Annotated in this window: 11 protein-coding genes; 9 read left to right on the top strand and 2 right to left on the bottom strand. The window is 75.6% G+C overall.

The genetic code is table 11. The annotated features are described in order from the left end of the window. The first annotated feature begins 87 nt into the window (after window positions 1-87). From ACFUEL_RS20475 to ACFUEL_RS20465, 3 genes are read left to right on the top strand one after another with little or no spacing between them, the layout of a single operon-like run. Window positions 88-1,050, top strand: a complete 963-nt coding sequence (locus ACFUEL_RS20475; RefSeq protein WP_380237820.1) for a carbohydrate ABC transporter permease — start codon at window positions 88-90, stop codon at window positions 1,048-1,050. Continuing rightward, a complete protein-coding gene (locus ACFUEL_RS20470) occupies window positions 1,047-1,913 on the top strand; it encodes a carbohydrate ABC transporter permease (protein WP_380237819.1) in 867 nt (288 codons plus the stop codon). Before ACFUEL_RS20475 ends, ACFUEL_RS20470 begins: the two co-directional genes overlap by 4 nt. Beyond that, window positions 1,910-4,378 carry a glycoside hydrolase family 3 C-terminal domain-containing protein gene (locus ACFUEL_RS20465; RefSeq protein ID WP_380237817.1) on the top strand — a complete coding sequence of 823 codons (2,469 nt, stop codon included), beginning with the start codon at window positions 1,910-1,912 and terminating at the stop codon, window positions 4,376-4,378. The genes ACFUEL_RS20470 and ACFUEL_RS20465 overlap by 4 nt, the downstream gene beginning before the upstream one ends. Window positions 4,379-4,471: 93 nt before the next feature. Here ACFUEL_RS20465 and ACFUEL_RS20460 read toward each other — a convergent pair whose 3' ends face one another. Further along, the gene (locus ACFUEL_RS20460) at window positions 4,472-4,972 is read right to left on the bottom strand and encodes a peptidylprolyl isomerase (RefSeq protein WP_380237815.1); all 501 of its coding nucleotides are present in this window, start codon (window positions 4,970-4,972) and stop codon (window positions 4,472-4,474) included. Window positions 4,973-5,160: 188 nt separating this feature from the next. Between ACFUEL_RS20460 and ACFUEL_RS20455 the strand changes: the two genes are divergently transcribed. The 4 genes from ACFUEL_RS20455 to ACFUEL_RS20440 all read left to right on the top strand — a co-directional run bounded on the left by ACFUEL_RS20455 (window position 5,161) and on the right by ACFUEL_RS20440 (window position 10,167). After that, window positions 5,161-5,922, top strand: a complete 762-nt coding sequence (locus tag ACFUEL_RS20455; protein ID WP_380237814.1) for a hypothetical protein — start codon at window positions 5,161-5,163, stop codon at window positions 5,920-5,922. 78 nt (window positions 5,923-6,000) lie between these two features. Further along, complete coding sequence (locus tag ACFUEL_RS20450; RefSeq protein ID WP_380237813.1) at window positions 6,001-6,909, top strand: hypothetical protein; 909 nt, start codon at window positions 6,001-6,003, stop codon at window positions 6,907-6,909. A 9-nt stretch (window positions 6,910-6,918) separates the two neighbouring features. Then, complete coding sequence (locus ACFUEL_RS20445) at window positions 6,919-7,671, top strand: leucine-rich repeat domain-containing protein (RefSeq protein ID WP_380237812.1); 753 nt, start codon at window positions 6,919-6,921, stop codon at window positions 7,669-7,671. Window positions 7,672-7,875: 204 nt separating this feature from the next. Beyond that, the gene (locus ACFUEL_RS20440; protein ID WP_380237821.1) at window positions 7,876-10,167 is read left to right on the top strand and encodes an FdhF/YdeP family oxidoreductase; all 2,292 of its coding nucleotides are present in this window, start codon (window positions 7,876-7,878) and stop codon (window positions 10,165-10,167) included. Here ACFUEL_RS20440 and ACFUEL_RS20435 read toward each other — a convergent pair. Further along, window positions 10,145-10,441 carry a hypothetical protein gene (locus ACFUEL_RS20435; protein WP_380237811.1) on the bottom strand — a complete coding sequence of 99 codons (297 nt, stop codon included), beginning with the start codon at window positions 10,439-10,441 and terminating at the stop codon, window positions 10,145-10,147. The genes ACFUEL_RS20440 and ACFUEL_RS20435 overlap by 23 nt on opposite strands. A gap of 370 nt (window positions 10,442-10,811) precedes the next feature. Between ACFUEL_RS20435 and ACFUEL_RS20430 the strand changes: the two genes are divergently transcribed. Together ACFUEL_RS20430 and ACFUEL_RS20425 are read left to right on the top strand one after the other, a co-directional pair. Then, window positions 10,812-13,103, top strand: a complete 2,292-nt coding sequence (locus ACFUEL_RS20430; RefSeq protein ID WP_380237810.1) for an ATP-binding protein — start codon at window positions 10,812-10,814, stop codon at window positions 13,101-13,103. 292 nt (window positions 13,104-13,395) lie between these two features. Further along, a complete protein-coding gene (locus ACFUEL_RS20425; RefSeq protein ID WP_380237809.1) occupies window positions 13,396-14,478 on the top strand; it encodes a phytanoyl-CoA dioxygenase family protein in 1,083 nt (360 codons plus the stop codon). Window positions 14,479-14,647 lie beyond the last annotated feature (169 nt).

The following is a 14,647-nucleotide window of genomic DNA, read 5'->3' as shown; positions in this document are numbered from 1 at the left end:
GTGCGGACCTGACGCCGCACCGGCACCGCGCCACCCCGCCTGCCCCGGGCCACCCGCCTGTCCCGTCCCCGCCCCTGGGAGCTCCCCTTGGCCGCATCGACCGCCGCCGCCCCCGGTGCCCGCGCCCCCGCCCGCACCGCCGGCCACCGCTGGCACCGGCTCGACCGCACCGTCTCGCCCTACCTGTACCTGTCGCCGTTCTTCGTGGTCTTCGGCGTCTTCGGCCTGTTCCCGATGCTGTACACCGGCTACGTCTCGTTCACCGCCTGGCGGGCCGACCGGCCGGGCAGCGAGGGCCAGTGGGTCGGCTTCGAGAACTACCGCAAGCTGCTGGACGACCCGTTCTTCTGGAACGCGGTCAAGAACACCCTGGGCATCGGCGTGCTGGCCACCGTCCCGCAGCTGCTGCTCGCGCTCGGCCTGGCCCACCTGCTCAACTACCGGATGCGCGGCCGCACCCTGATGCGCCTGGGCGTCCTGCTGCCCAACGTCACCTCGGTGGCCGCCGTCACGCTGATCTTCGTCCAGTTGTTCGGCCGCGACTTCGGCATGGTCAACTGGTTCCTGTCGCTGTTCGGCGTCGACCACATCGACTGGCAGGCCGGCACCCTCTCCTCCTGGTCGGCGATCGCCGCGATCGTCACCTGGCGCTGGACGGGCTACAACGCGCTGCTCTACCTGGCCGCGATGCAGTCCGTGCCGTTCGAGCTGTACGAGGCCGCCGCGCTGGACGGGGCGAGCCGCTGGCGGCAGTTCCGCTCCATCACCATCCCGATGCTGCGGCCGACCATCCTGTTCACCGTCATCGTCTCCACCATCGGCGCGCTGCAGCTGTTCGGCGAGCCGATGCTGTTCAGCCAGCAGCAGGACCCGACCACCGGCGGCTCCCAGCACCAGTTCCAGACCCTGGCCCTGTACTCGTACAACCAGTTCTGGGGCCGCTTCAAGTACGGCTACGGTGCGGCGATCTCCTGGGCGATGTTCCTGCTGATCGTGCTGGTCGCGATCGTCAACTTCCTGGCCGCGCGCCGGATGCGAGGTGCCGAATGACCACCCCCGCCCTGCTCCGGCGCCGCCGGCCCAAGACCGTCCGGCAGCTGACCGCCGGACGCGGCGTCTACGTCGTCCTCGGCGTCGCCGTGCTGCTCTCGCTCTTCCCGCTGTACTGGACGCTGGTCGCGGCCTCGCGCACCAACACCGAGATCCACCAGATGCCCCCGGTGCTGCTGCCCGGCGGCCGGCTCTGGCACAACATCACCCAGGTGTTCGCCCAGACCGACCTGCGGCTGGCGATGGTCAACTCGCTGGTCGTGGCCACCACCGTCACCGCCAGCGTGGTGCTGACCAGCACCCTGGGCGGCTTCGCGTTCGCCAAGCTCCGCTTCCGCGGCCGCAACACGCTGCTCGCCTCGGTGGTCGCCACCATGATGGTCCCCACCCAGCTGGGCATCATCCCGCTCTACATCATGATGGCCAACTGGTTCCACTGGGCCGACCACCTCCAGGCGCTGATCGTCCCGGCCGCCGCCAACGCCTTCGGCCTGTTCTTCATGCGCCAGTACCTGATCGGCGCCGTCCCCGACGAACTCCTGGACGCCGGCCGGATGGACGGCTGCACCACCCGCGGCCTGGTCTGGCACGTGGTGCTGCCCGCCGCCCGCCCCGCGATGAGCGTCCTGGGCATGCTGACCTTCATGGCCGCCTGGAACGACTTCTACTGGCCCAAGGTCGTCATGACCCAGCAGAACCCGACCGTCCAGCTCACCCTCTCCGAACTCGCCAGCGGCTACATCAAGGACTACTCGCTGGTCCTCACCGGCGCCCTGGTCGCCAGCGCGCCCGTCCTGGTCGCTTTCCTCCTGATGGGCCGCCAGATCATCGACGGCATCATGCAAGGAGCCACGAAAGGATGACCCAGCTCTCCATGCCATCCCAACTCACCACTCCCGCAAGCGGATCCGACCACCGGGTGCTCGACCTGGAGCAGAAGGCCCGGCTGGTCTCCGGCGGCGACACCTTCCGCACCAGCGCGGAGCCGGCGGTCGGGATGCACCCGATCGTCTGCTCGGACGGGCCGGTGGGGGTGCGCGGCGAGCGCTGGGACGAGACGGACACCGCGCTGCTGCTGCCGTGCGCGACCGCGCTGGCGGCGTCCTGGGACGAGGCGCTGGTGGCCCGGATGGGCTCCCTGCTGGCGGCGGAGGCCCGGCGCAAGGGGGTGCACGTGGTGCTGGCGCCGACGCTGAACCTGCACCGCTCGCCGCTGGGCGGGCGCAACTTCGAGTGCTTCTCGGAGGACCCGCTGCTGACCGCCCGGATCGGGGCGGCGTACATCGCGGGCGTGCAGGCGCGCGGGGTCGCGGCGACGGCCAAGCACTACGTGGCCAACGACTCGGAGACCGAGCGGCTGACGGTGGACGCCCGGGTGGACGGGCGCACGCTGCGCGAGGTGTACCTGGCGCCGTTCGAGGCGGCGGTGCGGGCCGGGGTGTGGGCGGTGATGTCCGCGTACAACCGGGTCAACGGGACGTCGATGGTCGAACACCCGCTGCTGGCCGAGCCGTTGAAGGGCGAGTGGGGCTTCGACGGGCTGGTGGTCTCCGACTGGGGGTCGGTGCACGAGGCGGACGGGCCGGGGGCGGCGGCCTGCGACCTGTCGATGCCGGGGCCGAACCCGGCGTGGGGCGCGGCGCTGGCGGCGGCGGTGCGGGCCGGCCGGGTGCCGGCGGCGGCGCTGGACGACAAGGTGGAGCGACTGCTGCGGCTCGCGGCGCGGGTCGGCGCGTTCGAGGCGCCGGCGGCGGGCGGGCAGGCGCCGGTGCCGGTGGACCCGGCGACCCGGGGGGCGCTGCGGGCGGCGGCCGTCGCCGGCACCGTGCTGCTGCACAACCCGGGGCGGCTGCTGCCGCTGGACACCGCGGCGCTGCGCCGGGTCGCGGTGCTCGGCCCGAACGCGGCGACGGCCCGGGTGCAGGGCGGCGGCAGCGCCTCGGTGTTCCCGGCCGCGCCGGTCTCGCCGCTGAACGGCCTGCGCGCCGCGCTGGACCCGGCGGTGGAGGTGGTGCACGCGCCGGGGGTGCACACCAACCTGCGCCCGACGCCGCTGGTGGCCGCGGACTGCGTGCTGCCGGACGGTTCGGCGCCGGGCGTGCTGGTGCGCTACCTGGCGGCCGACGGCTCCCTGGTGCACGCCGAGGCGCGCTCGACCGGGCGGGTGCTGGAGCCGACGGGGGAGGTCGACCTGGCACCGGTGCGCACCATCGAGGTGGCGACCCGGTTCACCGCGCCGTCCGCGGGCCGCTGGCGCCTGGGCGTGGTGGGCCTGGGCGCGCTGCGCCTGGAGGCGGACGGGGAGGTGCTGCTGGAGGAGTACGTGGCGCCGCTGTCGGACGATCCGACGTACCTGCACGTGTCGCCCTCGTTCCGGCAGGTGGAGCTGGAGCTGGCGGAGGGCCGGCAGGTGGAGCTGCTGGCCCGGAGGACGGTGGAGGAGCCGCACGGGCGGGTGCTGGTGCTGGCCGCCGACCGGCCGGAGGCCGAGCTGGAGCGGGAGTTCGCGCACGCGGTGGAGCTGGCCGCGGCGGCGGACGTCGCGGTGGTGGTGGTCGGCACCACGGACGAGCACGAGAGCGAGGGCTTCGACCGGGCCGGTCTGCGGCTGCCGGGCCGGCAGGACGAGCTGGTGGAGGCGGTCGCGGCGGCGAACCCGCGCACGGTGGTGGTGGTGAACACCGGCAGTCCGGTGCTGCTGCCCTGGCGCGAGCGGGTCGGCGCGGTGCTGACCTGCTGGTTCCCCGGCCAGGAGGGCGGCGACGCGCTGGCCGAGGTGCTGCTGGGCCTGGCCGAGCCGGGCGGGCGGCTGCCGACCACCTGGCCGGACGCCGAGGCCGACTGCCCGGTGTACTCGACCGCCCCGACCGGCGGGCGGCTGGAGTACGCGGAGGGCCTGCACCTGGGCCACCGGGGCTGGCTGCGGGCCGGCCGCACCCCCGCGTACTGGTTCGGGCACGGGCTGGGCTGGGGCGAGTGGCGCTACCTGTCGCTCGGCGTGCCCTCGGCCCCGGCGGCGGACGGCTCGCGCACGGTGCGGGTGGCGCTGCGCAACGAGGGACCGCGCCGCTCCCGGGAGACGGTGCAGCTGTACCTGTCGCGGCCGGGTTCGGGGCTGGAGCGGCCGGTGCGCTGGCTGGCCGGGTTCGGCACCGCCGAGGCGGGGCCGGGCGAGCGGGTCGAGGTGGACCTGGTGCTGCCGGGCCGCGCCCTGGAGCACTGGTCGGTGGCGGAGCACGCCTGGCTGACCGAGCCGGGCACCTTCGTCCTGCAGGCGGGGCCGAACTGCGGCGAACTCCCGCTGGCGGCGGCCCTGTCGGTCGACTGAGCGCGCCGCGCGCCCAGCACCCCCTGTGCCCCGCGCGCACTGCCCCGGCCCCCGCTCCCCCGGGGGCCGGGGCAGTGCGCGCGGCGGGCGTCCCTACTCGACGACCTCGGCGGAGAGCAGCAGCACGTCCTCCCTGGGGACGTCCGCGTGGCCGCCCTTGGAGGTGGTGGGCACCGACTTGATCTCGTCCACCACCTCCCGGCCCTCGACGACCTCGCCGAACACGGCGTAGCCCCAGTCCGAACCGCTCTTGGCGGTGTGGTCGAGGAAGGCGTTGTCGGCGACGTTGATGAAGAACTGGGCGGTGGCCGAGTGCGGGTCCGAGGTGCGGGCCATCGCCACGGTGTACCGGTTGTTCTTCAGCCCGTTGTCGGCCTCGTTCCGGATCGGGGCCCGGGTCTCCTTGCGGCGCAGGCCCGGCTCCATGCCGCCGCCCTGCACCATGAAGTCGTCGATGACCCGGTGGAAGACGGTGCCGCTGTAGAAGCCGTCCCGCACGTACTGCAGGAAGTTCGCGACCGTGGCCGGGGCCTTCTCGGCGTCCAGCCGGATCACGATGTCGCCGTGATTGGTGCTCAGCTTGACCTTGGACAAGGCAACCTCACTGTCTGTCTGCCGCTTCTGACGCGTCGGTACGAAGATCGTCGCCCCCATTGTCGCAGCCCGCCGCCGCTCTTCCCGCCCGCCACCCCGCGCGGTAGCGTGCGGGGGCGGCGGCACGCGGGTCCGCGGAACGCGCCCGCCGCTTCCCCCGGATCCACGAAGAAGAAGATGACGCCCGGATGCACGTCCTGGACGATCCCACCGGCCTCTCCCCCCTCGCGCAGGACCTGCTGCGCCGCACCGGGCGGCGGGAGCCGCCCGCGGAACCCCGGCTCGCCGGGGACTTCCTGCGGGTCCGCGACCGCACCGGGCGGCAGGTGCCGCCGCCGGCGCTGCTGCTGATCCGCCGCGAGGGGTTCGAGCAGCGCTACGGCGGCCTGCGCTACCTGGTGCGAGGCGGCGGCCCCCGCGGAGCCCGCGAGTGGGTCTACGACCTGCACCCGGGCATGTGGGCCGACCCGGCCGGCGGCTGGCACTTCGACTGGTTCGGGGAGCGGGTCTCCTCCCCGGTGGGGTACCGCGTCCACACCGACGGGCGGGCCGGGGTGGCGGACGGGAGCGGCGTGTTCCTGGAGATCGCCCCCTCCGTCCCGGCCCTGATCGAGTCGCACGCCCTGCTGGACCGGTTCTCCGGCTGGGAGCGCCACACCGGCGCCGGCCACCTCGCCGCCGCCGGCCACCTCGCCGCCGCCGGCCACCTCGCCGCCCGCTGCCTCGACGGCCTGAGCGACGTCCCCGAAGCCTCCGGCCGCACCGTCCGCTGGCGGATCTCCGAGGACCTCGCGGTCGAGGAGTTCCAGCTCTGGACCAGTCAGCTGCCGCGCCCCTGGCACGCCTGGATCTGGACCCGCGACGAAACCGCCCGTGCCCGCCTCGACCGGGCCCTGGCCCGGAGCGCGGCGAACGGCCGGGCCGGCGGCGGTCCTGACCCGCGCCGCTGACAACCACCGCACGGCCCTGTGGAGTTCACCCACCCCCGCCCCGGCGGCCCGACGGCGGGGGGTGGCAGGATCACCGTCATGGACGCAATGAGGTGGGCCGGGCTGTTCCACGCCGAGGGGCCCGCGGACGACACACCGGGGCACCTGGCCGCGCTGCTCGGCGACGACGAAGCGGCCCTCACGCGCGGGTACACCCACCTGTGGTCGGTGACGCTGCGCCAGGAGGGGCGGGCCTGGCCGGCGACGGGGCCGACCGCGCTGCTGGCCGCGGACCTGCTGGACGATCCCCGGCTGGACCGGGCGGACCCGACGCTGCCGGACGCGCTGCTGGTCTACCTGTACGCGGTGGGGCTGGCCGCCGACCTGGGCGGCCGGGCCGCCCGAATACGGGAGGAGGCCGGGGGCCGCGTGGGAGAGCTGGCCGCCTGGACGGGCCGCTACCTGACGGCGGCCCCCGCGCAGCGGCCCGCGTTCTGGGCGGACGGGACGGGCCTGGGCGAGCTCGTCCTCGACCGGGCCGCGCTGGCCTGCTTCGACCTGGCCCCCGCCCTGCTGGACCGGGTCCTGCCGTACCTCGGCTCCGACCGTCCCGCCCGCCGGGCGTACGCCGCCGCGGCCGTCGGCGTGCTGGCCCGCCACCCCGCGGCCGATGCCGAACTCCCCCGCCTGCGCGCGAGGTTGGCCGCTCTCGCCGACAGCACCGGTTCGCCGCACCACCTCGCGACCACCGTGACCGCGCTGGCCCAGCTCGGCGGCGACACCCACCGCTGGCTCGCCCACCCGCACCTCGGCGTCCGCACCTGCGCGGCCCTCGCCCCGCACCTCGCCGCCGATCCCGCCGCGGCCCGGCTCCGCCGCGAATTCGCCCTGCACCCGGCGGAGTTCGTCCGTTCCTTCGGCGACACGGCACCGCCGACCCAGTTCCAGTTCCCGGACCGCCCCGGCCTGCTGGAGGATTCACCGCACGCGTACGACCCGGCCCGCTAGGGTGTGCGGATGGACGAGGCGCCGCAGGTGTTCGTGAACCGCTTCCCCGGCCCGGCCGGGCCGGTGGACGGGTGCTCCTGCGCGGGGCGGCGGCGGGTGCGGTTCCACCGCGAGCGGCAGGACGTCTCGGCGCCGGGGTGGCTGCGGCTGCTGGAGCTGGTCGAGGAGGCGGCGGCGGACGGGCGGGAGGAGTTCGCGCCGCTGGAGGAGCTGACGGCGGAGCAGCGCCGGCAGGTGGTGACGCTGCCGCCGTCCGTCGGCGCGCTGACGAAGGTGCGGCACCTGCGGCTGTACCGGTCGAACCTGGTGCGGATCCCGCCGGAGATCGGCGGGATGCGGGCGCTGGAGGAGTTCACCCCGTACACCTCGTACCGGCTGCACTGGTTCCCGTACGAGCTGGCCCGGCTGCCGCTGCTGCGCCGTAGCACGGTCAGCACCCGGGCGCTGTACGGGAATCCGAAGAACCGGATGCCGTTCCCGGCGCTGGCGGAGCCCGCCCCGGGAGCGGCGGCGGCGCTGGACCCGGCGGTGTGGGGGGCGGAGTCGGTCGGGGCGTGCTCGGTGTGCGACGGGCCGGTGGCGGGGACGGCGGGGCTGCACCAGGCGTGGATCTCGCTGCACACCTCGGGGGCGGACGTGCTGCCGCTGCTGGTGAACGCCTGCTCGCCGGGGTGCCTGGCCGCGCTGCCGTCCCCGCCGGCCGGCCACCTGCCGGGGCCGCACCGCGGCCGGGGCGTGGACGGGCGGCCGTCGACCGACTGACGGCCGACTGACGGCCGCCCGCGCGGCAACCGCGTTCGGGGCGGTCCGCGGGGGAACCGGATGCGTGCGATCCGTCTTGCCGCCGGGACCGGCGCGGCGGTGGGGCTCGGGCGGGCCCGCGGTGGGCACGATGGGGGTGCCGTTGCCGTGTGGAAGTGTCCGAGAGCCGGGAGGCGTGCCGTGACCGCTGCCGAAGAACCGCAGGTGGAACCGAGTGTGGGGGCGGAGCCGTCGGCGCCGCCGTCGTTCGAACCGTACCGGCACCCGGCGGCGGGGTGGGGTGCGGCGAAGAGCGTGGCGAAGGTGCTGGCGGCGACCGGGGAGTGGGTGGAGGGGCCCCGGGCGGTGCTGCGGATGAACCACGAGGACGGCGGGTTCGACTGTCCCGGGTGCGCCTGGCCGGACGACTACAAGGGCCTGCACCTGGACATCTGCGAGAACGGGATCAAGCACGTCACCTGGGAGATGACGGGCAAGCGGGTGGGCCGGGAGTTCTTCGCCGCGCACACCGTCTCCGAACTGTCGGAGTGGAGCGACTTCGCGCTGGAGGACCAGGGGCGGCTGACCGAGCCGATGGTCTACGACCCGGACACCGACCGGTACGTCCCGATCGACTGGCAGCGGGCCTTCGACCTGTTCGGCGAGGTGGTGCGCGGCCTGGACGACCCGAACGAGGCGGCGTTCTACACCTCGGGGCGGCTGGGCAACGAGGCCACCTTCCTGTACCAGCTGATGGCCCGTGAGCTGGGCACCAACAACCTGCCCGACTGTTCGAACATGTGCCACGAGGCGTCGGGGCGGGCGCTGACGGCGTCGATCGGGACGGGCAAGGGGACGGCCGACCTGCGCGACTGGGAGGCGGCGGACGCGCTGTTCATCCTGGGCGTCAACGCGGCGTCCAACGCGCCGCGGATGCTGACCGCGCTGGCCGACGCGACCCGGCGCGGGGCGAAGGTGGTGCACGTCAACCCGCTGGTGGAGGCGGCGGCGACCCGCACCATCGTGCCGCACGAGTTCGCGAACATGGCGCTGGGGCGGGCCACGTCCACCAGCAGCCTGAACCTGCAGGTGCGGATCGGCGGGGACATGGCGCTGCTGCGGGGCATCGCGAAGGCGGTGCTGGAGCAGTCGGCGCAGGACCCGAAGGCGCTGGACGAGGAGTTCGTCGAGCGGTACACCACCGGGTTCGCGGCGTACCGGGAGCTGGTGGAGAAGACGCCCTGGGAGGAGTTGGAGCGGCAGAGCGGCCTGAGCCGGCCGCAACTGCTGGCGGCGGCCCGGGTGTACCGGGAGGCGGACCGGTCGATCTTCTCCTGGTGCCTGGGCGTCACCCAGCACGAGCACGGGGTGGATACCGTGCGGGAGATCGTCAACGTGCTGCTGCTGCGCGGCAACCTGGGCCGGGAGGGCACCGGCCCGTCGCCGGTGCGCGGGCACTCCAACGTGCAGGGCAACCGGACCTGCGGGATCGACCACCGGCCGGCGCCGGAGTTCCTGGACCGGCTCTCGCAGGTCTGCGGGATCGACGCGCCGCGCGCGCACGGGCTGGACACCGTCGGGGTGATCGGGGCGATGGCGCGCGGCGAGGTGAAGGTGTTCGTCGGGATGGGCGGCAACTTCGCGCTGGCCGCGCCGGACACCGCCTACACGTACGGGGCGCTGCGCCGCTGCGAGTTGACGGTGCACGTGTCGACGAAGCTGAACCGCAGCCACCTGGTGCACGGGCGGCGGGCGCTGATCCTGCCCTGCCTGGGCCGCACCGAGCAGGACCGGCAGCGCGGCGGCGTGCAGGCGTCCTCGGTGGAGGACTCGATGAGCATGGTGCACCTGTCGGTGGGGATGCGGAAGAAGCCCGCGTCCCGGCAGCTGCTCTCCGAGCCGGCGATCATCGCGGGCCTGGCCCGGGCGGCGCTGCCGGACAGCGGGACGCCCTGGGAGTGGTACGTCGAGGACTACGACCGGATCCGCGACACCATGGCGAAGGTGCTGGACGGCTTCGAGGACTTCAACCGGCGGGTGCGCCTGCCGCTGGGCTTCCGGATCCGGCAGCCCGCCCGCGAGCTGGTGTTCCTGACGCCGTCGGGGCGGGCCGAGTTCTCCGCCGCCCCGCTGCCGGACGTGCTGCCCGAGCCGGGGACGCTGGTGCTGGGCACGATGCGCTCGCACGACCAGTGGAACACCACGATCTACTCGGACGACGACCGCTACCGGGGCGTGAAGAACCTGCGCACGCTGGTCTTCATGAACCGCCAGGACATGCGCGAACGCCACCTCCGCGAGTTCGACCCGGTGGACGTCACCGCCACCGCCCGGGACGGCTCGACCCGCTCGCTGCACGGCTACCTCGCCGTCCCGTACGACCTGCCCCGGGGCTGCGCGGCCGGCTACATGCCGGAGATGAACGTGCTGTGCGCGATCGGCGACTACAGCGCGCAGAGCGACCAGCCGATCATGAAGCACCTCAAGGTGACGGTCACCGCCGCCACCACCGCCTGACCGGCCGGCGGCCGCCCGCCGGCACCCGGCCGCGCGGGCCGAGGACGGGCCGGAAGCCGTCGGGCGCCTCGAGCGGGGCGACGCGGTCGGCCTCGGCGCGCAGTTCCACGTGCGCCCGGTACGAGGTGGCGCGCATCGCCTCCTCGTACCCGGCCAGCGCGCCGCGCAGGGCGTCGGCGCCGGTGCCGCCGCGCCGGCGCAGCGCCTGCCCGGCGAGGCCGAGCCCGGTCAGTACGGTGCCCAGCACGGCCAGCACGATCAGGTAGGGCACCATCGCTCCGCTCCCCGTTCTCCGTTCCCGGTTCCCTGCGGCCAACGGACGGGCGCCGGCGTCCGTGCCCGGCGGCCGGGCGGGCCCGCGGTCACCGGCCGGGCGGGCCCGCGGCGGGGTGTTCGGGGGCGGGCTCTCGGGGCATCGCACTCCGCTGGGCTGGTCGGTTCCGGTGGACGGCCCGTCCGCCGCTTCCCCGGCGACGGACTAGGCTGGCGCGCGGCGTGCTGCGGGGCCGGGCGCCGTTCCCCATCCTTCGGGTCGGCCGGGGCGGCGGCAAGGTGTTGCCCGTTGCCAGGGGGCGGGTGGCAACACCCGTGGCAACGCGCGCGCCGGGTGGTGACAGCACATCAGGAGGGTGGGGGCCGGGGCCGTGAGGTTCGGCGAGCGGCTGCGGGCGCTGCGGGAGGAGCGCGGGGTCTCCCTCGCGGAGCTCGCCCGGGAGACCAGTTACAGCAAGAGCTACCTGAGCCGGGTGGAGACCGGTCGGCGACCCGGCAACGGGCTCCTGGCGGCGGCCTGCGCGCGGGCGCTGGGGGTGGCCCCGGAGCGGCTGGGCCCGCTGGACGCCGCCCCGCAGCCCGCCGCCGCGGCCGCGCACGCCGCCACGACCGCGCCGGTCTCGCCCGCCGCCCCGGTCGCGGTCCCGGCGCAACTGCCCCCGGCGCCCGGGGTGTTCGCGGGCCGGGAGGAGGAGCTGGCCGAGCTGGACGGGGCGCTGGCGGCGGCCCGGCCGCGCTGGGGCGAGGGCGGCCCGCGGGTGTGGGTGGTGGACGGTATGGGCGGCGTCGGCAAGACCGCGCTGGTGGTGCGGTGGGCGCACCGGGTGCGCGACCGGTTCCCGGACGGGGTGCTGTTCAGCGACCTGGCGGGGCACGGCAGTTCGGGTGCGCCCCGGGAGCCGGGCGAGGTGCTGGACGGCTTCCTGCGGGCGCTGGGCGCCGACGCGGGGTCGGTCCCGCCCCGGGTGCCGGAGCGCAGCGCGCTGCTGCGCACCCTGCTGGCCGGGCGGCGGGTGCTGCTGGTGCTGGACAACGCGGCGGCGCCCGCCCAGGTCCGTCCGCTGCTGCCGGGCGCGCCGGGCTGCCTGGTGCTGGTGACCAGCCGGACCAGGATGGCCGGCCTGGTGGTGCGGGACGGGGCGCGGCGCGTCACGCTGGCCCCGCTGCCCGAGGAGCGGGCGGTGGAACTGCTGCGCCGCACGCTGGGTCCGGAGCGGGTGGACGCGGATCCGGCGGCAGCCCGCGAACTGGTGCTGCGCTGCGGCCGGTTGCCGCTGGCGCTGCTGGTGGCGGCCGAACGGGCGCTGTCCCGGCCGGGTCTGACGCCGGCCCGGGTGAACGAGGAACTGCGCTCGGACCGCACCCGGCTGCGGGTGCTGGCGGCGGCGGACGACGGCGACTCGGCGCTGCGGACGGTGTTCTCCTGGTCGTACCGGGCGCTGGCGCCGGAGCCGGCCCGGGCGTTCCGGCTGCTGGCGCTGCACCCGGGGGCGGCGCTGACCGCGGAGGCGGCGGCGGCGCTGCTGGGCACCACCGCGGGCAACGCGCACGAACTGCTGGACGTGCTGGCGGACGTGCACCTGCTGGAGCTGGAGGCGCCGGAGCGGTTCCGCTTCCACTCGCTGCTGCAGGTGTACGGCCGGGAGCTGGCGGAGAGCCAGGACCCGCCGCGGGACCGGGCGGCGGCGCTGGAGCGGCTGTACGACTGGTACCGGCAGGGCGCGGACGCGGCCGGGCGGCTGCTGGAGCCGGGGGCCCGTACGGTGGGGGCGGCGCCGCTGCCGGGGGTGCGGCCGCCGGTGTTCGGGGCGGTCGAGGAGGCGGTGGCCTGGTGCGAGGCGCACCTGGCGGACCTGCTGTCGGTGATCCGGCACGCGGCGCGGGCGGGGCGGCCGCCCGCGGCCTGGCAGCTGCCGTTCGCGCTGTGGTCGTTCTTCCACCGGCAGCAGTACCGGGCGGAGTGGCTGGACGCGGCCCGGATAGCCGTGGCGGCGGCGGCCGGTAGCACCGATCCGCGGGCCCTGACGGCGTCGCTGGCGCTGCTGGGCACGGCGCAGTGGCACGCGGGGCGGCCGGTGGAGGCGGAGATCCACCTGCGGCGGGCGCTGGAGCGCTGCACGGACGGCGGGCCGGACCCGGAGAGCGAGTGCGCGGCGCGCAACGAGCTGGCGGAGCTGGTCCTGCGCCAGGGACGGGCGGCGGAGGCCCTCGAGCTGCTGGAGCCGGCCCTGCCGCTGGCCCGGACGACCGGCCGGCGCCGGGCGGAGCGGGTGACCCTGACCCACCTGGGCGACGCCTCGCTGCGGCTGGGGCGGCCGGAGGACGCGGAGCGCTTCCTGCTGGAGGCGCTCTCGCTGCGCTCCACCGGGCCCGATCCGCACACCGAGGGCCTGGCGCTGCTCCACCTGGGCACCGTGCACCGGACGCTGGGGCGGCTGCCGCAGGCGGTGGGCTGCCTGCGCCGGGCGCTGGAGCTGCACGGCACGTCCGGGGACGGGTGGGCCCGGGGGCGCGCCCTGGAGCAGCTGGGGCTCGCCCTGGCCGGGCCGGAGCGCGCGGACGGGGCCGGGCCCGCGGCCGCGGACGACGACCCCGGGCCCGCTCCGGCGGACGGCGGCGGGCCGGCTCCCGCGGCCGATCGCGGTTACTGGTCAGGAACTTGACAACACGTTTGGTCTGAACCAATCTGGCGGTCGGAGCGACTGCGGCGCACCCTCCGCGCCGCCCTTCCCCGTCGCCCCGGCTCTTCGGCCCCGCTGCGGGGGTCGGCCGCGACCGGTCGCCGCTCCCCGGCCCGGAGCGCGTTCCCGCCATTCTCCGTGCCGCACCCCGTCCGCCCGGCCCGCCCGCCTGCCCGCGAGGCCGCACCGGAGCCGCGCCGGGGCCCGCGGCCGCCCGTCCGCCTCCCGCACGACGTCCGCACGACGTCCGCACGCCCAACTGGAGGGCTGTCCCATGATGTTCGCCCCGTCCCGCCGCGCCCACCTCCACCGGGCGGCGAGCGAGCGCCCGTACTTCAGCGACGACGGCGAGTCGTACCTCGCCCAGCACACCCTGCGCGAGCTGTCCAAGACCCGTCCGCTGCGGGTGCTCTCGGCGGAGGACTTCGCGCACTGGCAGACCTACGGCTACGTGGTCGTCCGCGAGGCGGTGCCCGCCGAGCACGCCCGCCGGATGCTGGACTTCGCCTGGGAGTTCCAGGGCCTCGACCCGCAGGACCCGGACGGCTGGTTCGCCGACCGGCCCTTCCGCTCCGAACTGGACCAGCGGCTGCACGCCTACGGCTTCGTCGAGGCGTACCACCACCAACTGCTCTGGGACAGCCGGCAGGACCAGCGGGTCTACGACGCCTTCGTGGACGTCTGGGACTGCGAGGAGCTGTGGGTCACCCTGGACCGGCTCAACCTCAACCCGCCCAACCGCGGCAACCGCGACCGGGCGCTGGTCGACCCCGCCGACCACGGCACCGACGTCCGGCTGCACTGGGACGTCGACACCGCCCTGGGCGTACCGCCGCAGCGGGTGCAGGGCATCATCGCGCTGAGCGAGACCGCGCCGGAGACCGGCGGCTTCCACTGCTGCCCGGAGCTGTTCCGCCGGTTCGACTCCTGGCGGGCCGCCCAGCCCGCCGACCGCGACCCGTCCCGCCCGGACTTCGACCGCGCCGAACTGCCGGTGGTCCGCCCCGAACTGCACCCCGGCGACCTGCTGATCTGGAACGGCCTGCTGGCGCACGGCGTCGCCGGCAACCGCTCCGAGCGGGGAGTGCGCGCCGTGCAGTACCTGTCGATGATGCCCGCCCTCGAGGAGCACGAGCGGCTGCGCAAGTCCCGCGTCGACTCCTGGCGCCACCTGCGCACCCCCCGCTGGAACCGCACCCTGGTCGGCGACCCCGTCCTGCACGAGTCCAAGCGCTACCCGACCGCCCGACTCACCGAACTCGGCAGCAGGCTGCTCGGCCTGAGCTCCTGGTACGAACCGGTCGACCCGACCGGACGAGCCGTCTCCTGGGCGGACCAGTGCGCCGCGCCCGCCTGACCCCGGAGTCCGGGCCCCGCCAGGGGGCCCGGGGAACGGCGGGGCCGTGCTGCTGGCGGTCGGACCCCGCCGAAGGGCCGTGCCGCTCCGGGCCGGGACCGCCGCCCCGGCCCCACCCGCACTCCCCCACCGGGCCCTTCAGTCCCCGCCCAGCCGCTCAGTCCCCGCC

Origin of the sequence: Kitasatospora sp. NPDC057198 (genome assembly GCF_042670125.1) — a bacterium.
In the GTDB taxonomy this organism is placed as follows: Bacteria; Actinomycetota; Actinomycetes; order Streptomycetales; family Streptomycetaceae; genus Kitasatospora.
This window is presented reverse-complemented; position numbering and strand designations above follow the sequence as displayed.